Here is a 19,483-nt window from a genome sequence, read left to right as displayed (position 1 = left end):
CTAGACTGTTCGGGTGTCGCAAACCCAGCAGTCCAGGCCGGTCCTCGTCGTCGACTTCGGAGCCCAGTACGCGCAGCTGATCGCCCGCCGCGTCCGCGAAGCGAAGGTCTACTCCGAGGTCGTGCCGCACACCACGACGGTGGAGGAGATCGCGGCCCGTGAGCCGCTCGCCGTGGTGCTCTCCGGCGGCCCCTCCAGCGTCTACGCCGACGGGGCGCCGCAACTCGACCCGAAGCTGTTCGATCTGGACGTCCCGGTGTTCGGCATCTGCTACGGCTTCCAGGCCATGGCCCAGGCGCTCGGCGGCACCGTCGCGCACACCGGCAACCGCGAGTACGGGCGCACCGAGATGTCCGTCACCGGCGGTGTCCTGCACGACGGCCTGCCCGCGACGCAGCCGGTGTGGATGAGCCACGGCGACGGGGTCACCGCCGCGCCGGCCGGCTTCGAAGTGACCGCCAGCAGCGCCGGCGCCCCCGTCGCCGCGTTCGAGGACCGCGCGCGCCGTCTCGCCGGCGTCCAGTACCACCCCGAGGTGCTGCATTCCCCGCACGGCCAGCAGGTGCTCAGCCGGTTCCTGCACGACATCGCCGGAATCCCCGCCGCCTGGACGGCCGCGAACATCGCCGAGGCCCTGATCGAGCAGATCCGCGAGCAGGTCGGTGACGGCCGTGCCATCTGCGGCCTGTCCGGCGGGGTGGATTCCGCCGTGGCCGCGGCCCTGGTGCAGCGCGCCATCGGCGACCGCCTGACCTGCGTGTTCGTCGACCACGGCCTGATGCGTGAGGGCGAGCGGCAGCAGGTCGAGAAGGACTTCGTCGCCGCGACGGGGGCCCGGCTCGTCACGGTGGACGCCGCCGAGACCTTCCTGCGGGAATTGGCCGGCGTGACGGATCCGGAGACCAAGCGCAAGATCATCGGCCGCGAGTTCATCCGCAGCTTCGAGGGCGCCGTGTCGGAGGTGCTCGGCGAGAACGCCGCCCACGGCGAGACCGTCGAGTTCCTGGTCCAGGGCACCCTGTACCCGGACGTCGTCGAGTCCGGCGGCGGCACCGGCACCGCCAACATCAAGAGCCACCACAACGTCGGTGGTCTCCCCGAGGATCTGCAGTTCGCGCTGGTCGAGCCGCTGCGCCTGCTGTTCAAGGACGAGGTGCGGGCGGTGGGCCGCGAACTCGGCCTGCCCGAGGAGATCGTCGGCCGCCAGCCCTTCCCCGGACCGGGCCTGGGCATCCGCATCATCGGTGAGGTCACAGGCGAACGCCTCGCGATCCTGCGCCGCGCCGACTCCATCGCCCGCGAGGAACTCACGGCGGCCGGCCTCGACGGACAGATCTGGCAGTGCCCGGTGGTGCTGCTCGCCGACGTGCGCAGCGTGGGCGTGCAGGGCGACGGCCGCACCTACGGCCACCCGATCGTGCTGCGCCCGGTCTCCAGCGAGGACGCGATGACCGCGGACTGGACCCGGCTGCCGTACGAGACCCTCGAGCGGATCTCCACCCGCATCACCAACGAGGTCCCCGACGTCAACCGCGTCGTCCTCGACGTCACGAGCAAGCCGCCGGGCACCATCGAGTGGGAGTGAGACGCGGCTGCGCCCTTCGGATCCGATCCGAAGGGCGCAGTGCGTTCCGGGGTGTCAGCGCTTCTTCTTGCCCGGCGCGAACACCAGGGCCGCGCCGACGACGACGGCGAGCGCGACGAGCAGCCAGCGGAATTCGACGTTCGCGAGCGGCTCGAGGGAGAACGGCCCGATCAGCGCCCACCCGCTGACCGCCAGCGCCGCGATCGCGGACAGCAGCATCAGGATCGACGGGCCCCGCCGGCGGGTGCCGGTCGTGGGGTCGGTGGGGTCGGTGTCGAAGTCAGCCACGGCGCACCTCCGAGTTGCCGAATGCGGTGTCGAGGTTCAGGGTCAGGACCGGTCCGCCGACGCCGTCGTCGCCGCCGTCGAGGCCTTGCATCATGCACGGGTTCGAGGCCCGCTCGGTGCAGACGACGTCGACGTCGAGGTTCTTCGGCAGCATGATCTCGGTGGCACCGAAGCGGGTCTCGACGGTGACGGTCTCGTCCTCGGTGAGTTCGAGCCCGCGCAGGTCCAGTTGCAGGGCACCCATCTGCACCGAGTACGCCGGCTGCAGTTCCGCGGCGGTGCGGGGCGAGTACAGCTGTTCCCCCCACGACGAGGTGTCGATCGGCCCGACGAGCGAGGCCAGCACCACGAACCCGAGCAGCGGGCCCGTCACCACCAGCAGTCCGTAGCCGCGGTGCAGGAACGCCCCGAACAGCAGGCCGAGTCCGATCACCGCGAGCGCGATCGCGCCGATCCGCGCCGGTGTGAGCCAGGCGACCTCACCCGCGGAGGCCACCGCGCCGGCGGCCGCCGCGGCGAGCACCGCCAGGCCCAGCACCGTCGTGGTGAGCCGTGAGCGGGGCTGTTTCGCCGGCACGACCGACGGCGCGGGCGCCGGCTCGGGCAGGTCCCAGGCGAACGGTGCGACGCCGAGCGGATCCCAGGACGGCGGCGTCGGGCGCTGCAGCAACGGATCCTGCGGGGGCTCCGGGTTCGCCTCGGGGGACTCCGCGCCGGCGGCCCGGGGCGAGTCCGGTTCCGGCTTCGTCCAGAAGTTCGGATCCGCCGGCGCGGGCCCGGTGGCGGCGGTGTGCTGCGCGAAGGGCGCCTGCTGGTACTGGCTCTGCTGGAACGGGGCCTGGAAGGGGTTCTGTGGGAACAGCTGCGGCGCCCCGGGCAGCGCCGGGGGTTCGGGCCGGCGCTGGTACAGCAGCCACAGGCCGCCGAGCATCAGCACCATGCTCACGAACCCGGAACCGCCGACCCCGGGGCCCATCGGGCCGAAGGCGCTGGCCGCGACCGCCAGCACCACCAGGAGCACCACGGCCTTGGTGCTCGATTCGGAGCTGTGCCCCCGGCCGACGAGGGACTCGGCGGGGGAGACCTGATCGCCGTAGCGCGGCAGCAGCAGCCAGCACGCCAGATACAGCACCAGGCCGGCGCCGCCGAAGAACGTGGACACCACGAACGCCACGCGGATCAGCACCGGATCCACGTCGTACCGCACGCCGATGCCCGCGCACACCCCGGCGACATGGCCCTGCCGTGGCAGCCGGACCGGACGGGTGCGCCACATGTCCGAGAGCTGCTCGGGGAAGCTTCGCGTGTTCATGCTGCACATCCTTCTCGACCGCCGCCCCGCCGCACATCAGGGACCGACCCTGAATTCTGCCGCTGCGCGCGGCCGCCGGCTCAGGGTTCGTCCCCGATGCCCGGGGCGGGGTGCGCGTGCCAGTATCGAAGGTATGCAGCCGGTTCCCTACCCGCACCTGCCCACCCCCCGCCTCGAGCGCCGGGTCGGCGGCCGGGTCGTGGGCGGCGTGGCCGGTGGTCTCGCCGACCACCTCGGGGTCGACGTGCTCAAGGTGCGGGTGGCGTTCACGGTCCTGGCGGCGCTCGCCGGCCTCGGCATCGTCGCCTACGGGTTGCTGTGGGCGCTCACGCCGCAGGGCTCGGACACCGAACCGCCGTCGCCCACCGAGCGGCGCCGGGCGCTGGGCCTGGCGGTCATCGGACTGGGCCTGGCCGTAGGGCTTTCGTGGCTGCTCAACGGCGGTGTGGGCTCGGTGATCGCGCCTGTCGTCGTGGTGGCGGTGGGCGCCGCGCTGGTCTGGCGCGAGTTCGACGCCGAGGGACCGCGTTCGGTGCTGGGCCTGCCCGCCCGCCCGACGGTGCTGACCTGGGCGCGGGTGGTCGGCGGCGCCTCGCTCATCGTGCTCGGGCTCGGTGTCGTGATCCTCGCCCAGGTCGACGTGGCGGCCCTGCGCTCGTCGGTGCTGGCGGTGCTGGTGACGCTGGTCGGGGCCGGCCTGCTGTCGGTGCCGCTGTGGGTGCGGATGTGGCGCGCGCTCGAGGAGGAACGCGCCGCCCGCGTCCGCAACGAGGAACGCGAGGAGATCGCGTCGCACCTGCACGATTCGGTGCTGCAGACGCTCGCCCTGATCCAGAAGCAGGCCGACAACTCGCAGGAGGTGCTGCGCCTGGCGCGCAGCCAGGAACGCGAGCTGCGCCGCTGGCTGTTCGGCGGCGGCGAGACCCCGCACACCAGCCTGGCCGAGGCGCTGCGCACCATCGCCGGCGAGGTGGAGGACCAGTACGGGGTCTCGGTGGCGCCGGTGATCGTCGGCGACGTGGTGCCCGGCGACGACGAGGACCTGACCGCCGAGTCGTTCACCGCGCTGCTGGGCGCCACCCGGGAGGCACTGGTCAACGCGGCCAAGCACGCGCGGGTGGACAGCGTGGACCTGTTCGTCGAGGTCGAACCCGAACAGGTGAGCGTCTTCGTCCGGGACCGTGGCGTCGGCTTCGACGAATCCGCGGTGCCGGAGGACCGGCAGGGCCTGGCCCGTTCGATCCGGGGTCGCGTGGAGCGTCGCGGCGGCCGGGTCGGTGTGCGCTCGAACCCGGGCAAGGGCACGGAGATCCGCATCCATATGCCCCGTGCCGGTGCCGGACCGGAGCGGACGACGACCCTAGAGTGGGAGGGCACCGACGCCCATCCAGAGGAGCAGCCCACTTGACGTCACTCGACGCCTCCCGCCGTTTCCGTGTGTTCCTGGTCGACGACCATGCCGTGTTCCGGTCGGGGGTGCGCGCCGAACTCGGCCGGGAGAGCGACATGGAGGTCGTCGGCGAGGCCGGCACCGTCGCGGAAGCGGTCGCGGGAATCGATGCCACCCGCCCCGACGTGGTCCTGCTCGACGTCCACATGCCCGACGGGGGCGGGGTGGCGGTGCTCGGGCGGATCACCGAGGGCCCGGTGTGCCTGGCGCTGAGCGTTTCCGACGCCGCCGAGGACGTCATCGCGGTGATCCGGGCCGGCGCCCGCGGCTACGTCACCAAGACCATCTCGGGGGCCGAGCTGGCCGACGCGGTGCGCCGCGTCGCCGGCGGGGACGCGGTGTTCAGCCCGCGCCTGGCCGGGTTCGTCCTGGACTCGTTCACCGGCCGCTCGAGCGTCCCCGAGCCGCCGCTCGACCCCGAACTCGATTCGCTCACCCCCCGGGAGCTCGAGGTGCTGCGCCTGCTGGCGCGCGGCTACACCTACCGCGAGATCGCCGAGGAACTGGTGATCTCGGTCAAGACCGTCGAGACGCACGCGTCGAACGTGCTGCGCAAGACCCAGCAGTCCAACCGCAATGCGCTCACCCGGTGGGCGCACCGGCGGCGGATCGACTGACCGGAGTTCCGTGCGTGGGCAGCCGCTCGGTCGATCCGGCCGCGAGCGCCGCCGCGATCATCGCCCCGGCGACGGCGGTCATGGTCGGGTCGCGGTCACGGGTGTTCTTCTCGGCGGACGGGCATGGCCAGGGTGGTCAGGTCGCCGGCGGCAGCGGAACGGATCACGACGGGCCGGTCGTAGGAGGCGATGTCCAGCAGCACCTCCGGGCCGACGGCAGTGTCGAGGGCGGCTCCCAGCCCGTCCCGGTCGAAGGAGAGATCCAGGTCGGCGCCGGTGATGTCGGCGGGCAGCACGCGGTCGTGCCCCCGGTGGCCGACGGTGAGTGCCGCCGCCCGCACGCACAGGTCGATCGTGCCGGCCGCGGCGTCGCGCACGGCCCCGGCCAGGGCGTCGCGGTGCACGATCACCCGCGTGACCGGTGGGTCGAGGGCGGCGAGCATGCTGCCGTAGTCGGGGAAGGTGCCCCCGACGGCCGGGCAGCGGTGCCGCTCGCCGTCCGCGCCGGTGAGGGTGAGCGCGCCCGAGTCGTCGTCGAGGGCCAGGCCGACGTTCTCGTGTTCCCGCAGCCAGGCGGCGGTCCCGCGGAGCGCGGAGCCGTCGGCGACGGTGCGGAACGGGTTCCCGGTGCGGGCCGCGGCCGTCACGGAGCCGGTGGTCAGCCGGTAACGGTTCGTCGCCGTCAGGACCACCGCCCCGGCGTCGACCTCAACGAGAATGCCTGTCAGGCAAGGGATTTCCGAATCCGTGGCGACGGACGGAAAGACGCGTTCGACGGTGTCGGCGAGGAGCCGGCCCGGTACGACGACCGTCGGCGGCGCCACGAGGCGGGCCTTGACGGCGGAGGCCAGCCGGGTCGCGCGCTCGGCCCGGCGATGCAGCTCGGCGACGTATTCGTCGAGCAGCGCGGCACCGGACTCGGCATCGCCGTCGAGGATCCGGCCGACGTCGTCGAGCGGGACGTCGAGTTCGCGGAGCTGACGGATCGTCACCGCTCGCTCGCGCTGGTCGACCGTGTAGTACCGGTAGCCGGTGACGGGATCGACCACGGCGGGCACGAGCAGCCGGCAGTCGCCGTAGAACCGCAGCGCTCCCGGGGTGAGCCCGCTGAGCCGGGCCATGGTGCCGATCGTGATCAGGTCTGGGGAGGTGGTCACGGCCCCATCATCGAGTTTCGGCCGACCCGAAGGTCAAGCTCAGCTCACGACGACCGCGATGATCAGGGCCACGATCAGCGCGAGAACGAGCACGGCCACCATGATCGCCATCGCCATCGGTGCGAACGCCACGATCTTCTCCTGCGTGGTGCGCGGCGGGGGACCGGTGGGCCGCAGCCGGTGCAGCAGCTCCGCAGGGCGGGGCACGCCCCGCGGTGACATCGAGCGGGGCACGCCCCGCGGTGACATCGAGCGGGGCGCGCTGTGGGGAGCTGCGGGCAACCCGGTGAGGGTGCCCCCGGTGCCCGCGGTGCGCCGGGAACCGACGAGGGTCGTGGCGCGCCGCGCCCACACGGGGACGGTGCCGTCGGCGGACAGGATCGGCCGGCCGCGGAGCAGTGCCGGATCGGCGTCGGGCCCGAAGGCGACCGCGGCGAGACGGTCCCGGGCCTGCTCCATCGTCGGGCGGCGGGCGGGGTCCGGTTCCAGCATCGCGAGGAGGACGTCGGTCAGCGGGCCCGTCCGGGTCGGCGGGATGATCTCGGCGCGGGCGACGCGGTGCAGCAGGGCGATCGAGTCGGGGTCGATGCCGAACGGTGGCTGGCCCTCGATTGCGGTGTAGAGGGTCGCGCCGAGGGAGAAGACGTCGCTGGCCTCGGTGGGATCGCTGCCGCGGGCGACCTCGGGTGCGAAGAAGGCGGGGGTACCGGTGATCACACCGGAACGGTCGTGGTCGCCCTTGGCGCGGGCGATGCCGAAGTCGCTGATCTTCACGGTGCCCAGCTCGCGGCCGCGCTCGGCGACGAGGATGTTGCCCGGCTTGATGTCGCGGTGCACGATCCCGGCGGCGTGGGCGGCGGCGAGCGCGTCGGCGATGTGTGTGCCGATCTGCGCCACCTCGAGCGGCGGCAGGGTGTCGGCGATGTTCATCACCTGGGCGAGGCTGCGGGAGGGCAGATGCTCCATGACGAGCCACGGCTCGCCGGAGTGGAGGGCGACGTCGTACATGGAGATGGCGTGCTCGTGGGTGAGGCGGGCGGCGATCCGGCCCTCGCGCAGCGTACGGCGGCGGATCTCCTCGGCGGCCTCCGTGGGCAGGCCCACGGTCGAGGTGACCTGCTTGACGGCCACGTCCCGGTCGAGCAGGGTGTCGTGCGCGAGCCAGACCGCGCCCATACCACCGCCGCCGAGCTTGGAGACGAGTCGATAACGTCCGGCCACCAGCTGATCCGGGCCGACGACGCTTGCCGCTCGCTCCTGTTCCGCCACCTTGACGAGGGTAGTGGATGCCGCGGTGGGCCATCGCTTGACGGGCGCCCCGCCGTCGGGTCTACTGAACCTGTTCGAATACGTGTTCGAACAATCGCGTCTTCCCCGCGGTTTGTCGGTGGGCCGTGCTATACGCGGCCGGCGCAGGGCGAGGGGAGTTCGTGTGGGTGAGGTGGCCGAGTTTCCGGTCGAGGGCGGGTCGCAGGATCCGGCGGGGCTCCCCCGGCAGGAACGGCTCGAGGCGTTGCGGCGGCAGATCGCCGCGATTCCTGTGAGGGGGGAGAGTGCTCGTCCCCGCCCCGCCGAGCCCGCGACGTCCCCGGTGCCGGTCGACCGGCTGCTTCCGGTACCCGAGCCGCTCGCACGGCTGCTCCCGGACGGTGGCCTGGTCCGCGGATCCGTCGTAAGTTTCTCCGGGGCAATGTCTTTGCTGATCGGTGTGCTGGCCTCGGCCACCGCCGCCGGTGGGCACGCCGCCGTCGTCGGGCATCGCCGCCTCGGCCTGCTCGCCGCCGCCGAGATGGGGGCCGAACTGAGCCGGATCGCGCTGATCCCCGAGCCCGGACCGGATCCGGTGGAGGTGGCCGCCGTCCTGCTCGACGGCATGGACCTCGTCGTCCTCGGCCTCGGGGGCGCCGTGGTGCCGCCGGCGCGGACCCGGGCGGTGGTTGCGCGGGCCCGCAGCAAGGGCGCGGCCCTGATGGTCACCGACGGCCGGTGGGACGGAGCGCACGTGCGGCTCGAGGCCGCGGTGCACGGCTACCGGGGACTGTCGGCCTCGGCTCGGGGCAGGCTGTGCGGCACCGGGCTTTCCGTGCGCGCGCAGGGCCGTGCCTTCCAGCCCCGTGTGGCGCGAATAGACTTGTGTGCCGGTCGAACCGGAGTGGAGTGGCGCCCCGGAGAACCGGCGCGGGTGGGGAGTGTGCCCCGCCCGGCCGAGGTGGCGCGGTGAGCGAATCCGGCTGCCCGGCCCGGGTGGTGGCCCTGTGGTGTCCGGACTGGCCGGCGATCGCCGCCGCCGCGGCTGCCGACCTGCCGCCCACGGCGCCGGTGGCGGTGATCTCGGCCAACCGCGTGGCGGCCTGTTCCGCACCGGCCCGGGCCGCCGGCGTGCGACGGGGCCTGCGGCGACGGGAGGCTCAGGCTCGGTGTCCGGATTTGTATGTCGCCCAGGATGATCCGGGCCGCGATGCGCGGTTGTTCGAGCCGGTGGTGGCGGCGATCGACGCGGCGGCGCCCGGCGTGGAGGTGCTGCGCCCCGGTCTGGTGGTGCTCGCTGCACGCGGCGTCGTGCGCTGGTTCGGTTCCGAGGAGGCGGCGGCCGAGCGGTTGGTCGACGAGGTGGCCGCCACCGGCGTCGAATGCCAGGTCGGCATCGCCGACGAGCTGTTCACCGCGGTGCTCGCCGCCCGCCACGCCCGCCTCGTCCCGCCCGGAGAGGACGAGGAATTCCTTGCACCCCTGAATATTTCGGAGATCTGCGTGGAGCCGTCCCTGACCGCGCCGGACCGCGTCGACCTGGTGGACCTGCTGAAACGGCTCGGTCTGCGCACGATCGGGGCGTTCGCCGCGCTGTCGCCGACCGACGTCGCCTCCCGCTTCGGTGCGGACGCCGTCGCCGCGCACCGCAGCGCACGGGCACGGCCGCAGCGCCCGCCGTCCGGTCGTGCCCTGCCGCCCGATCTGGTGGTGGAGCGCCCCTGCGATCCGCCGCTCGAACGGGTCGACTCGGCCGCTTTCGCCGGCCGGGCGCTCGCCGCGCTGCTGCACACCCGGCTGGCCGCGGCGGGGGTGGCCTGCACCCGGCTGCTGGTGGCCGCCCGCACCGGCAACGGTGAGGAGCTGGCCCGGACGTGGCGCTGCGCCGAACCGCTGACCCCGGACGGCACCGCCGACCGGGTGCGCTGGCAGCTCGACGGCTGGCTCACCGGGCACAGCGCGACCCGCCCCACCGCCGGGATCGTGCTGCTGCGGCTCGAACCGGTGGAGGTGGTGGCGGCGGGGGCGCTGCAGCTGGGCCTGTGGGGCGGGGCCGGCGACGAGGACGAACGGGCCCGGCGCGCCCTGGTGCGGGTGCAGGGACTGCTCGGTGGCGAAGCCGTGCTGGTGGGGGTGCTCAGCGGCGGACGTGGCCCGCTGGAACGGGTGACCCTCGTGCCGCTGGGGGAGGAGCGGGTGCCGGCGACGGATCCGTCGGCGCCGTGGCCGGGTCGGCTGCCCCCGCCCGCCCCGGCGGTGGTGCTCACCACCCTGCCCCCGATCGCGCTCGAGGACGCGTCGGGCACCCCGGTGACGGTGACCGAGCGCGGTCTGCTCAGCGGCGATCCCACCCGGCTGAGCTGGGGCAGCCGCAGCTGGCGGGTGCACGCCTGGGCCGGGCCGTGGCCGGTGGACGAGTACTGGTGGGACCCGGCCGCGGCGCGGGCGGCGGCGCGGCTGCAGGTGCGGCTCGAGGAGTCCCGGGCCCTGCTGGTGATCCACGTCGACGACCGCTGGCATGTGGAGGGCGTCTACGAGTGAGTACCCTCGGTTGACGTGGAGACCAGTGTGCTGACGGCCGCGCCGAACGGTGTGGCGATCGCCTACCGGGATTCGGCTCCCAGGACGGGCCACCACCCGGTGCCGGTGATGCTGGTGCACGGGATGGGCGGCGACGGACGCACGTGGGACCGGTTCGCCCGGTCCCTGCTCGCGGCCGGTCGGCGGGTCGTCGCGGTGGACCTGCGCGGCCACGGGCGCAGCGCCCGCGCCGCGTCCTACCGCTTCGACGAGTTCGGCGCCGACGTGCTCGGGCTCTGCGAACACCTGGGCCTCGAGACGGTCGACCTCGTCGGGCATTCCCTCGGCGGGCACACCGGATCCCTCGTCGCGCAGCAGCGCCCGGGCCTGGTGCGGCGCCTGGTGCTCGAGGAGGCGCCGCTGCCGCTGCGCCCGGGCGATCCGCCGCAGGTGCTCGGCGGGCGCCTGCCGTCGCCGGCCGAGCTGTGGCACGCCTCGACGAGCCTGCTGCGCAATCCGCGCGCGACGTTCGCCTTCGACCGCTCCATGACCAGCTCGGCGCTCACCCAGTTCCGCGCGCCGAATCCGCGGTGGTGGGAACATCTTCCGCGGATCACCGCACCGACGATGATCCTGCGGGGCGGGCCGGGCAGCATGGTCGATCCGGCCCGGCTCGAGGCCGCTGTGGACGTCCTCGGCGACGTCGCGGTCCACGACTTCACCTGCGGCCACAGCATCCACCGCGATCGGCACCGCGAGTTCGAGGCCGCCGTGCTGCCCTTCCTCACCTGAGCACTCGTTCCGCCACGACAGAGCTTCCGGACAGCGACAACCGTCGAGACGGTTGTCGCCGTCCGGAACCTGTTGCCGGTGTACCGACGCTATTCCAGCCAGATGCGGCGATCGAAGCCGCCGCGCTCGGCGCGCTTGGCGGTGGCCGCGGCAGCCACCTCCTCGGCGGCGATCCCGAACGCGGCGAGCAGGGACGTGAACACCTCGTGCACGTCGGCGAGTTCGCCGAGCCGCTCGTCGCCGTTGTGCGCTTCCCGCAGCTCGTGTGCTTCCTCGACCAGCTTGTCGAGCAGGGCGCTGCGGTACTCGTCCCGATCGAGTACACGGGTGCGCGCCACCCGGCCGTCGGCCTCGATGATGTCGGGAATCCGGTCGCGGACCAGCTTGCCCATCATGATTCCTCCCGCTGCGCTACCGTGGCGGGGTGGACGGTACCGGACCACCCACGGACGCCCTCGCGCTCGGTCAGCGCGTCGTCGCCGTCCTCGAGACCGGTGCCCGGACCGCCACTTACAAGCTTGCGACCCTTTCGGCACTTGTCGGCTTCTGCGTCGAACATCTGCCGGCGGACCCGGCTGCGGCACTCGACGTGCCGATCGACGCCCTGGCCGAGCGGGTGATCGACCTGTACTGGCCCCAGGTCCGTCCGTTCGACGGGCACCGGTTGCGCCAGTCCTCGCAGCCGAAGGCTCGGATCCTGACGGCGGTGGAGGTGCTGCGCGGTGCGGCGAACGCCGGCGGGGTGGTCGGCCTGTCCATCGCGAGGCTGCGGATGCCCGACTTGTACCGCGAGGCTGTCGTGGAGGTCGCGCTCACACTGGCGCAGCAACCGCTGTACCGGCTGCAGCGGCTACCGGGCGGACGTGGCGAACCGTTCCTCTACGACGACTCCTGGTTGCACTCCGGAATCACCCGAGCGGCGATTGCCCGGCACGGTGGCGTAATCCGCCTGTTTCCGGGGGGCGCGGCGGCGCTGGCCCGCCTGTCCGGTCTGCTCACCCCGACACTGGAGATCCTGTGGGTTCAGGACGTGCGCCGCTACAACGCCTTTCTCGACGAGGACGTTCCCGACATCGCGGGGCACCTGTTCGGCCGCGACCGCGTCTCGCTCGCGAAGCCGCGCGTGGCGCTGCGCGAGGCCTTCGGAACGCAGTGTTTCTATTGTGCGACAAGCCTTTCCGATGGAAATCCGGTTGACCACGTGCTACCGTGGTCCCGGGTGCCTCTCGACGGGCTGGCCAATCTCGTACTCGCCTGCGGAGGTTGCAACACCGACAAGCGGGATTCGCTGCCCGCGCTGGCGCACACCGAGCGGGCGTTGAGCCGAGATCGCACCGTCCTCGAGCAGCTCGCCGCCGACATCGGTTGGCCGACTCAGTACGACCGCACTCTTGCCGCCGCGCGCGGCCTGTACCGCAGCTCACCCCCGGGCACGCCGACGTGGCAGGGCCGTTCGCGGACCGGAACGTGGGACACGGTATTTCCGCCCGGCTGGGTGGTCTCGACGGTGCCGGAAACCGGGTTCACATGAACACGACCGGTCGTCTACGATTCGACGCCATGCGGTTGGCAGAGGCACTCGCCGAGCGAGGCGAGCTGAAACGGCGGATCGAGCAGCTCGGCACCCGGATCGTGGCCAACGCCCGGTACCAGGAGGGTGAGGAGCCCGCCGAGAATGCCGGCGAGCTCCTCGACCAACTCACCGACGCCATGGATCGGCATGCGCTGCTGATCGCTCGGATCAACAAGACGAACACCGCCACCCGCGTCGGCGACCGCACGCTCACCGACGCGCTGGCCGAACGAGACGCCTTGCAGGCCCGGCACCGTGCGCTGACCGCGGCCGCGGACGCGGCCTCGGGCAGCAGGGACCGATACGGGCGACAACTCCGGTCCGAACTGGCATACGTCTCGGCGCTGTCGGTCCGGGACCTGCGGCGCACCACCGACGACCTGGCCCGCCGGATCCGGCAGGTGGACATGGAGATCCAGCGCGTGAACTGGGAGGTTGATCTGATCGGCGAGTGATCGTGGGCAGCGGGTACCCGAATCGGAAGCGAGCACACGCCGTGGGTCGCGGTGAATCGACCTTTTTGTATCCTCAGGCGCGCGGAGGGCAGCGCCGCGGGTTCGACTCCCGCACACAGGGCAGCCCTGCACGACGCACGAGGGCACGGTGCACGCCGGCACAGTTCATCACCACGTGCTGATCCGGATCGGGGAGGGCGGGAACGGGGCACCCACGAGCCGTCGGCCCGACAGGGCGCTCGCGCTGCGGCGCAGCCGCTAGGATCGCCGCATGACATGGACCGCGTCCGACCGTCGACTGTTGGCCGCCGCCGCGGTATTCGTGGTGTCGCAGGCGAACATCGCCCGCGTGCTCGGCCCCGCCGCGCCGGCGGTGGGACGGATCCAGGCCGCCTTCTCCGCGGCGACATACCGCAACGTTCTCGACGGACTCGACGCGGACACCGCCCCGCGGTATCGCCGGCACTATTACTGGGATCTGGTGCATCCCTTGATCTTTGCCATCGCACTGCAGGCCGGTGCGCGATCGCTCGCCGAGCACCGGCCCGTGCCCGCGCACACCCGCCGGGTCCTCGCCGTCGCTCCGGCGGTGGCCGCGGCGGCGGACTACGTCGAGAACGCCGCGGGCCTGTATCTGCTCGACCACCGTGACCGCATCACCGACACCACCGTCCGGGTGGCGACGACGGTCAGCACCGTCAAGTGGGTGCTCGCGCTCGGCTCTCTCGCCTACCTGTCCCAGGGCTTCCTGGGCCTGGGGACGCGGGCGGGCCTGCGCCGGCTGGGGAGATGATCATGGCCGACGAGCTGCCCGTCGAGTACTTCCCGGACCGGGAGTCCTTCGCCGCCTGGCTGCGTGAGCACCACACGGACTCGCCCGGCATCTGGGTCAAGCTCGCCAAGAAGGGATCGGCGCATCCGTCGGTGACCTACGCCGAGGTGGTCGAGGAACTGCTGTGCCACGGCTGGATCGACAGTCAGGCACGCAGGCTCGACGACGACTTCCGGCTGCAGCGCATCACTCCGCGCCGGGCCCGCAGCCCCTGGTCGCAGCGTAACCGGGCGCTCGCCGAACGGTTCGAGGCAGAGGGCCGGCTCGCGCCGGCCGGGGCCGCCGAGGTCGCCCGCGCCCGCGCCGACGGCCGCTGGGAGCGCGCCTACGCCGGCCAGGCGACCGCGCAGGTGCCGCAGGACTTCCTCGACGCCCTCGCGGGCAATCCCGCGGCGCAGGCCTTCTACGACACGCTCGACGGCCGCAACCGGTACGCGATCGTGTACCGGCTGCAGGCCGCGAAGCGCCCGGAGACCCGGGCACGCCGCATCGAGGCCTTCGTGCAGCAGCTCGCGGAGGGCCGTCGCTTCCACGACTAGCCCGAACGGACACAATGGGCGGGTGAGCCTCGCCTTTCCTCCTGCCTGCTCGGCGGCCTCCGCGCTGGACGAGCCCCTGCCCGGCACCGCGGCGACCGCCCCCGGCTGGGTGTGCCTCGAGATGCCGTCCGGCTGGGGGCGCGACGTCCTCGACGGCACCGCTCTCGGCCCCGGCCTCGCCGGCGAGATCTCGGCCGCGGCCGACGCCGTCGGAGTGCGGTTCCTGTTCGTCCGGCGGCCCGGTCGTGACACCGCCCGCCGCGGCGACGGCCGCACCGTGCTCCTGGCCCGCTCCGATCCGGGCGGCAGCTGGTGCGAGCGGCTGGAGGTCGGGGAGCCGAAGGAACTGCTCGACCTGATCCCGCGCATCGTCGCCGGCCCGGCGCCCGGCCTCGGCCGTGCGCAGGACCGGCCCGTCGCGCTGGTGTGCGCCCACGGCAAACGGGACCGGTGCTGTGCCGTGCTGGGGCGCCCCGTGGCGGCGGCGCTGGCTGCGGAGTTCGGCGACGACGTGTGGGAGTGTTCGCACACCGGCGGGCACCGCTTCGCCCCGTCGCTGATCCTGTTGCCCACGGGCTACACCTACGGCCGGCTCGACGTCGCGCAGAGCCGGGACGCCGTGGCGGCCGCCGCTCGCGGCGAGGTGTATCTGCCGGGGTTGCGGGGGCGCAGCAGCTGGTCCGCGGCCGGGCAGGTCGCCGAGATCGCGGTGCGGGGGCAGGTGCCCGCGGATGCGGACGCGCTCGTCGTCGACGAGGGCGACGCCGGAACGGTGGTGCGGCACCGCGACGGTCGCCGCTGGCGCGTGCAGGTCGAGACCCGGCAGTTGCCGCCGCGTCCGGTCAGCTGCGGCGCCGATCCGAAGCCGGTGCGACCGCTGATGGCGACGGAGACAACTGCGCTCTAGTGCGGTGTGTCCTTCGGGCGGCCGGGACCGCCCGAAGGACACACCGGCGGCGCAGCCGCCTCACCAGTGCACGCCGGGCAGTAGCCGGCCGATCCGGCGCAGCACCGCAGGGTTCGGCAGCACCGGACGGGGCAGCGTCCGCGGCTGCGGGGGTGCGTCGGCGGAGGCGCACTGCTCGCCGCGCGCGGCGGGCGCGTCGGGGTAGGCGTGGTAGTAGAGCGAGAACATCCGGTCCCGCAGGCCCGGCGCGAAGATGCCGCCGAGCTCGCCGAGGGTGCCGATCGGCACGTCGATGCGCTTGGGCCGTTCGACGAGGGCTCGGACCACCATCCGCGCGGCGTCCTCCGGGCTGATCGCCGGACCCGGGTTGTACGCCCCGCTGGGTTCGATCATGGGGGTGCGCACGAGCGGCATGTGAATGGTGGTGAAAGTGATTCCGTCGTCCCGGGTTTCGGAGGCGGCGACGTCGGCGAACCCCTCGAGCGCGGACTTCGAGGCGATGTACGCGGCGTATCGCGGGGTGCGGGCCTGCACCCCGGCGGTGCTGATGTTCACGATGTGCCCGAACCGCCGTGCGCGCATGTGCGGCACCAAGGCCAGGGTCAACCGCACCGCACCGAAGTAGTTGACCGCCATGGTGCGTTCGAAGTCGTGCAGCCGGTCCGTCGAGTGGTACAGCCCGCGCCGGATGGAGCGTCCCGCGTTGTTGACGAGCATGTCGACGTGGTCGTGCTCGGCGAGGACCGCCTGCACGGTGCGCTCCACCGCCGCCGGGTCGGTGAGGTCACACGGATACGCGTACGCGCTGCCGCCGCCCGCCCGGATCACGGCGACGACTGCGTCGAGTGCCTCGGCGCGACGGGCGAGGGCGAAGACCACGGCACCCTCGCGGGCCGCGGCGATCGCGCTCGCCCGTCCGATCCCCGAGGAGGCACCGGTGATCAGCACGTGCCGTCCCACGAGCGGTCCACGCGGATCGTCGCGGCGGGCACGGCCGGGGTCGAGGTGCTCGCGCCAGTAGCGCCACAGCACGGGGGCGTAGCCGGCGAACTCGGGCAGCGTGATGCCGCTGCCGCGCAGGGCTTCCCGGGTGCTGCGGTCGGCGAACCGGCTCGGGAAGGTCAGCTGGCCGAACACGACCGGTGGGATGCCCGTCCGTCGCAGTGCGAGGCGTCGGGCGGTCTTCAGGCCGGGAAGCGCGGTGATCGACAACAGCGGACGTACCAGCGCGCCGGGCACGCCGGCGACGGGAACGGGGGCACCGGCCGCCGCGGCCAGCGCCGCGAACACCTCGCGGACCGGTTGCGGGCGGGAGACGAGGTGGAAGGTGCGCCCGTCCAGTCCGGGACGATGCATCAGTTCGACGATCGCGGCCGCGACGTAGTCGACCGGCACCAGGTTGGTGTCGCCGAGGTCGGGCAGGACCAGCGGCAGCCGCGCCGGCAGCGCCGCCAGCGCGGCCAGGGCGGGAAAGAAGTAGTAGGGGCCGTCGATCTTGTCGATCTCGCCGGTGGTGGAGCTGCCCACGATCGCGGACGGCCGGTAGATGCGCCGGCGCACCCGGCTCGCCCGGACCGCCTTCTCGGCCTCGAACTTGGTGCGGTGGTAGGGCGACGGGAAGTGCTGGCCCAGGTCGAGGTCGTCCTCGGCGAACGTGCCGCGGTGATCACCGGCGACGGCCACGGACGAGACGTGGTGCAGAGTCGCGCCCAGCTTCTCCGCGAGGGCGATCACCGCGCGGGTGCCCGCCACGTTCGTGGCGGCCTGCTCCTCTCCGGCGGTGAGGTCGTAGATGGCGCCGACGTGCAGGACGTGCTCGGCCGGCGGAATCGTCGCGGCCTCGAGTCCGAGTCCCGGCTCGGTGAGATCGCCGAGCAGCGGGTGCAGCCGGGTCCCACCCTCCAGGCGCGCGGAGAGGGCCTCGAACTTCGGCAGCGACGCCGGCCGGACCAGCACATGGACGTCGGCGTCCGGGTGGGTCGCGAGCAGTCGCCCGAGCACGTGCGTGCCGAGGAAGCCGGTGCCGCCCGTGACGAGGTACGTGGCCATGGCCCGAACCTACTGCAAGGTAAGAACGGATTCTAGTGTCCGATGCCGACCTTCGCGTGCACCCGCTTCATCCACGCCGGCGCCCACCAGTTCGCCTCGCCCATCAGCTTGACCAGCGACGGCACCAGCAGCATCCGCACCACCGTCGCGTCGATGATCAGCGCGAGGATCATCCCCACACCCAGGAACCGCATGATCGACAGGCCCGAGATCGTGAAGGCGCCGGTCACCACGATCAGCAGCAGCGCCGCCGAGGTCACCACCCGGCCGGTGCGTTCGGTGCCGAACCGCACCGCCTCCTCCGTGCTCGCCCCGGCGGCCCGTGCCTCCACCATGCGCGACATGAGGAACACCTCGTAGTCGGTGGACAGGCCGAACACCACCGCCAGGATCAGCACCACGAAGCTCGGCTCCAGCGGGCTGGGGGTCACGCCGAGCAACTCCGCTCCGTTCCCGAGCTGGAACACCCAGGTGAGCACGCCGAACGTGGCCGCCAGGCTCAGGCCCGCCATCGCCACCGCCTTGAGCGGCAGCACCACGGACCCGAATGCCAGGAACAGCAGCACGAGGGTCGAGAGCACCATGATCGCGATCATTGCCGGCATCGACCGCGCTATCGCGGCGTTGCTGTCGTCGACCATCGCCCGGCCGCCACCGACGAGCAGGTCGGTGCCCGGCGGGGGCGGCAGATCCCGCAGTTCCCGGACGATCTCGCCGGCCCGCGGCGTCTCCTCCACGCCCTGTGCGTACAGCGCCTGCAGCACCACGACATCGTTCCGCGAGGCGACGGTGACGGTCTGCGCGACGCCGTCCACGTCCGCCGCCGCGCGGGACACCGACGTGACCACGGCCGGGGCGGGCCCGGAGCCCTCGTCACCCCTCAGCACGAGCGTGACGCCGTTGCCGGTGGAGGGGAATTCGTCGAGCAGCGTCTGGGTGGCGGCACGCGCCGGGTCGCCCGCCGGCAAGGCCGTGTACTCGATCTCCCCGAAGGAGGCGCGCAACAGCGGCGTGGCGAGCAGCAGCAGGCCGGCGGTGATGGTCACCGCGACCAGCGCCGGCCGGCGCATCACCTTCGTCACCACCGCCCCCCAGAAGCGCCGGGCCCGGGCCTCGCCCCGCCGCGCCGCGCCCTCCCGCCACGTCAGTGCGTTGATGCGGTGCCCGAGTATCGCCAGCAGCGCGGGGATCGCGGTGAGTGAGAGCACCGCCGCGCTGAGCACCGCGGCGATCGCGCCGAGGCCCAGCGAGCGCAGCAGCGCCTGCGGGAAGACGAGCATTCCGGCGAACGCGCACATCAGCAGCAGCCCCGAGAACAGCACCGTGCGGCCCGCGGTGAGCACGGTGCGACGGGTCGCGGTCGCCGGGTCGGCACCCGAGTCGAGTTCCTCCCGGAAGCGGCTGACGATGAACAGCCCGTAGTCGATCGCCAGGCCCAGCCCGATGAGGGACGTGACGTTCAGCGCGAAGGAGCTCACGTCGGTGTACATCGTGAGCAGGCGCAGCGTGGCGAGGGCACTGAGGACGGCGAGGACCCCGACGAACACCGGGACCGCCGCCGCGACGAGACCGCCGAAGATGAACACCAGCAGCACCAGCGTCACCGGCAGCGCAATCGCCTCCGCGAACAACAGGTCGCGCTCGAGCCGGGTGGTGAATGCGACGCCGACGACCGAGTTCCCCGCGAACTGCGCGTCGACGCCGGGGACCTCGAGCTTCGGCAGCAGGCCCTGGAACGTGGTGACGGTGATCTCCGAGCCGGGCTCGAGGGTGACGGCCGCCGCCGCGCTGCCGCCGTCCTTCGCCAGCAGCAGCTGCTTCGCCGGCGGCGCGGCCGACCAGTAGGAGTCGACCGCATGGGTGGGAACCTCGGCGGCGAACCGGTCGAGCACCGCGGTCACCTCGGGTCCGATGTCGGCGACGGTGCGCCCGGGCGGCGGGGTGTAGATCGCGATGATGTCGGCGGTCTGCGGACCGAAGTTGTCGTCCACGATGCGCTGCACCTCGGCCGATTCGCTGCCGGGGTCGTAGAACCCGCCCTGCGAGAGCCGGCCGAACACCCCGGTGCCCCAGACCCCGGCGAGCACGACGACGAGGACGGCCAAGCCGAGCACCCACCAGCGCCGGTCGACGACGAATGTGGACCAACGGTTCATGTG

At 72.8% G+C, this 19,483-nt stretch carries 18 protein-coding genes; 11 read left to right on the top strand and 7 right to left on the bottom strand.

Annotation, left to right across the window (positions count from 1 at the left end):
- Positions 1-13 precede the first annotated feature (13 nt).
- Positions 14-1,585 carry a glutamine-hydrolyzing GMP synthase gene (gene guaA / locus KZJ41_RS19095; protein ID WP_006934964.1) on the top strand — a complete coding sequence of 524 codons (1,572 nt, stop codon included), beginning with the start codon at positions 14-16 and terminating at the stop codon, positions 1,583-1,585.
- A gap of 54 nt (positions 1,586-1,639) precedes the next feature.
- Here the strand turns inward: guaA and KZJ41_RS19090 are convergent, their stop codons facing one another.
- A complete protein-coding gene (locus KZJ41_RS19090) occupies positions 1,640-1,873 on the bottom strand; it encodes a hypothetical protein (RefSeq protein WP_006934962.1) in 234 nt (77 codons plus the stop codon).
- On the bottom strand, positions 1,866-3,185 hold the full coding sequence (locus KZJ41_RS19085; RefSeq protein ID WP_050035515.1) for a PspC domain-containing protein: 1,320 nt from the start codon (positions 3,183-3,185) through the stop codon (positions 1,866-1,868). The genes KZJ41_RS19090 and KZJ41_RS19085 overlap by 8 nt, the downstream gene beginning before the upstream one ends.
- Before the next feature lie 133 nt (positions 3,186-3,318).
- Here KZJ41_RS19085 and KZJ41_RS19080 point away from each other — a divergent pair, with 133 nt between their 5' ends.
- Together KZJ41_RS19080 and KZJ41_RS19075 are read left to right on the top strand one after the other, a co-directional pair.
- Positions 3,319-4,593, top strand: coding sequence for an ATP-binding protein (locus KZJ41_RS19080; protein ID WP_006934957.1), 1,275 nt, complete (start codon positions 3,319-3,321; stop codon positions 4,591-4,593).
- Positions 4,590-5,252 (top strand): response regulator transcription factor, encoded by a 663-nt coding sequence (locus tag KZJ41_RS19075; protein WP_006934956.1) that lies wholly within the window; start codon positions 4,590-4,592, stop codon positions 5,250-5,252. Before KZJ41_RS19080 ends, KZJ41_RS19075 begins: the two co-directional genes overlap by 4 nt.
- Before the next feature lie 95 nt (positions 5,253-5,347).
- Here the strand turns inward: KZJ41_RS19075 and KZJ41_RS19070 are convergent, their stop codons facing one another.
- Together KZJ41_RS19070 and KZJ41_RS19065 are read right to left on the bottom strand one after the other, a co-directional pair.
- A complete protein-coding gene (locus tag KZJ41_RS19070; RefSeq protein ID WP_065922357.1) occupies positions 5,348-6,409 on the bottom strand; it encodes a MerR family transcriptional regulator in 1,062 nt (353 codons plus the stop codon).
- A 39-nt stretch (positions 6,410-6,448) separates the two neighbouring features.
- Positions 6,449-7,678 (bottom strand): serine/threonine-protein kinase, encoded by a 1,230-nt coding sequence (locus tag KZJ41_RS19065; protein ID WP_256997114.1) that lies wholly within the window; start codon positions 7,676-7,678, stop codon positions 6,449-6,451.
- Positions 7,679-7,841: 163 nt separating this feature from the next.
- Between KZJ41_RS19065 and KZJ41_RS19060 the strand changes: the two genes are divergently transcribed.
- From KZJ41_RS19060 to KZJ41_RS19050, 3 genes are read left to right on the top strand one after another with little or no spacing between them, the layout of a single operon-like run.
- Positions 7,842-8,630 carry a hypothetical protein gene (locus KZJ41_RS19060; RefSeq protein ID WP_065922358.1) on the top strand — a complete coding sequence of 263 codons (789 nt, stop codon included), beginning with the start codon at positions 7,842-7,844 and terminating at the stop codon, positions 8,628-8,630.
- Positions 8,627-10,198 (top strand): DNA polymerase Y family protein, encoded by a 1,572-nt coding sequence (locus KZJ41_RS19055; protein ID WP_065922359.1) that lies wholly within the window; start codon positions 8,627-8,629, stop codon positions 10,196-10,198. The genes KZJ41_RS19060 and KZJ41_RS19055 overlap by 4 nt, the downstream gene beginning before the upstream one ends.
- A gap of 15 nt (positions 10,199-10,213) precedes the next feature.
- Positions 10,214-10,969: an alpha/beta fold hydrolase gene (locus KZJ41_RS19050; RefSeq protein ID WP_251549418.1), complete on the top strand. Its 756-nt coding sequence runs from the start codon at positions 10,214-10,216 to the stop codon at positions 10,967-10,969.
- Positions 10,970-11,058: 89 nt separating this feature from the next.
- On the opposite strand, the gene KZJ41_RS19045 is transcribed toward KZJ41_RS19050, so the two are convergent.
- Positions 11,059-11,361, bottom strand: coding sequence for a nucleoside triphosphate pyrophosphohydrolase (locus KZJ41_RS19045; protein WP_006945808.1), 303 nt, complete (start codon positions 11,359-11,361; stop codon positions 11,059-11,061).
- A gap of 32 nt (positions 11,362-11,393) precedes the next feature.
- On the opposite strand from KZJ41_RS19045, the gene KZJ41_RS19040 reads away from it, so the two are divergent.
- The 5 genes from KZJ41_RS19040 to KZJ41_RS19020 all read left to right on the top strand — a co-directional run bounded on the left by KZJ41_RS19040 (position 11,394) and on the right by KZJ41_RS19020 (position 15,275).
- The gene (locus KZJ41_RS19040) at positions 11,394-12,500 is read left to right on the top strand and encodes an HNH endonuclease (RefSeq protein WP_251549416.1); all 1,107 of its coding nucleotides are present in this window, start codon (positions 11,394-11,396) and stop codon (positions 12,498-12,500) included.
- Between the two features lie 29 nt (positions 12,501-12,529).
- Positions 12,530-12,997, top strand: a complete 468-nt coding sequence (locus tag KZJ41_RS19035) for a DIP1984 family protein (RefSeq protein ID WP_203330112.1) — start codon at positions 12,530-12,532, stop codon at positions 12,995-12,997.
- Between the two features lie 271 nt (positions 12,998-13,268).
- A complete protein-coding gene (locus tag KZJ41_RS19030; protein WP_006945816.1) occupies positions 13,269-13,790 on the top strand; it encodes a hypothetical protein in 522 nt (173 codons plus the stop codon).
- Positions 13,791-13,792: 2 nt separating this feature from the next.
- Positions 13,793-14,368, top strand: coding sequence for a YdeI family protein (locus tag KZJ41_RS19025; RefSeq protein WP_006945818.1), 576 nt, complete (start codon positions 13,793-13,795; stop codon positions 14,366-14,368).
- Between the two features lie 22 nt (positions 14,369-14,390).
- The gene (locus KZJ41_RS19020) at positions 14,391-15,275 is read left to right on the top strand and encodes a sucrase ferredoxin (protein WP_006945819.1); all 885 of its coding nucleotides are present in this window, start codon (positions 14,391-14,393) and stop codon (positions 15,273-15,275) included.
- Between the two features lie 60 nt (positions 15,276-15,335).
- Here KZJ41_RS19020 and KZJ41_RS19015 read toward each other — a convergent pair whose 3' ends face one another.
- Positions 15,336-17,324, bottom strand: coding sequence for an SDR family oxidoreductase (locus tag KZJ41_RS19015; protein WP_203330113.1), 1,989 nt, complete (start codon positions 17,322-17,324; stop codon positions 15,336-15,338).
- A gap of 32 nt (positions 17,325-17,356) precedes the next feature.
- Complete coding sequence (locus KZJ41_RS19010) at positions 17,357-19,480, bottom strand: MMPL family transporter (protein WP_006945823.1); 2,124 nt, start codon at positions 19,478-19,480, stop codon at positions 17,357-17,359.
- Between the last annotated feature and the right edge of the window lie 3 nt (positions 19,481-19,483).

Origin of the sequence: Rhodococcus sp. 11-3, from assembly GCF_023704055.1 — a bacterium.
In the GTDB taxonomy this organism is placed as follows: domain Bacteria; phylum Actinomycetota; class Actinomycetes; order Mycobacteriales; family Mycobacteriaceae; genus Rhodococcus; species Rhodococcus aetherivorans.
This window is presented reverse-complemented; position numbering and strand designations above follow the sequence as displayed.

Excerpts from the sequence above, each read along its gene's own strand:
- KZJ41_RS19080 (WP_006934957.1), top strand. The coding sequence starts at position 3,319 with ATGCAGCCGGTTCCCTACCCGCACCTGCCCACCCCCCGCCTCGAGCGC.
- KZJ41_RS19045 (WP_006945808.1), bottom strand. The coding sequence starts at position 11,361 with ATGGGCAAGCTGGTCCGCGACCGGATTCCCGACATCATCGAGGCCGAC.
- KZJ41_RS19030 (WP_006945816.1), top strand. The coding sequence starts at position 13,269 with ATGACATGGACCGCGTCCGACCGTCGACTGTTGGCCGCCGCCGCGGTA.
- KZJ41_RS19025 (WP_006945818.1), top strand. The coding sequence starts at position 13,793 with ATGGCCGACGAGCTGCCCGTCGAGTACTTCCCGGACCGGGAGTCCTTC.
- KZJ41_RS19010 (WP_006945823.1), bottom strand. The coding sequence starts at position 19,480 with ATGAACCGTTGGTCCACATTCGTCGTCGACCGGCGCTGGTGGGTGCTC.
- KZJ41_RS19085 (WP_050035515.1), bottom strand. The coding sequence starts at position 3,185 with ATGAACACGCGAAGCTTCCCCGAGCAGCTCTCGGACATGTGGCGCACC.
- KZJ41_RS19035 (WP_203330112.1), top strand. The coding sequence starts at position 12,530 with ATGCGGTTGGCAGAGGCACTCGCCGAGCGAGGCGAGCTGAAACGGCGG.
- KZJ41_RS19015 (WP_203330113.1), bottom strand. The coding sequence starts at position 17,324 with ATGGCCACGTACCTCGTCACGGGCGGCACCGGCTTCCTCGGCACGCAC.